This is a genomic window from Pseudomonas sp. 30_B, assembly GCF_017491605.1.
Classification (GTDB): Bacteria; Pseudomonadota; Gammaproteobacteria; order Pseudomonadales; family Pseudomonadaceae; genus Pseudomonas.
On sequence record NZ_JAFGYY010000384.1, the window covers coordinates 1 to 437 of the forward strand.

The following is a 437-nucleotide window of genomic DNA, read 5'->3' on the forward strand; positions in this document are numbered from 1 at the left end:
CACATCAAGTACTCGACCGTGCAGAACTGGTATCCGGGCGACGCGGACGGCGTGGGCGGCATCTACAACTTCGTGACCAAGCGCGGCCTGTGCGCGGGGGCGCGCTCGCGGATCGCGTGGACGCAGATCGAGACGGGTTCCGCGATCACGTGGAAATATCCGAGCGTCGTGCTGCGCGGCGACGAATCGAGCGGCGAGTTCCATTCGATCGCCGTATCGAACCACTGCCAGCAGGCCGACACCGGCACGAAGATGATCCATCTCGGCCGCAACACGCGCAGCCGGATCGTCTCGAAAGGCATCAGCGCGGGCCGCGCGCAGAACAGCTATCGCGGGCTCGTGCGCGTCGCGCGCACCGCCGAAGGCGCGCGCAACCATACGCAGTGCGATTCGCTGCTGATCGGCCCGCAATGCGGCGCGCATACGTTTCCGTATGT

General features: G+C 66.1%; 1 protein-coding gene. It reads left to right on the forward strand.

What is annotated here, in order from left to right; all coding sequences use genetic code 11:
- The coding region (locus J5M67_RS28775; protein WP_207888722.1) for a SufD family Fe-S cluster assembly protein at positions 1 to 437 on the forward strand (437 nt) is incomplete at both ends.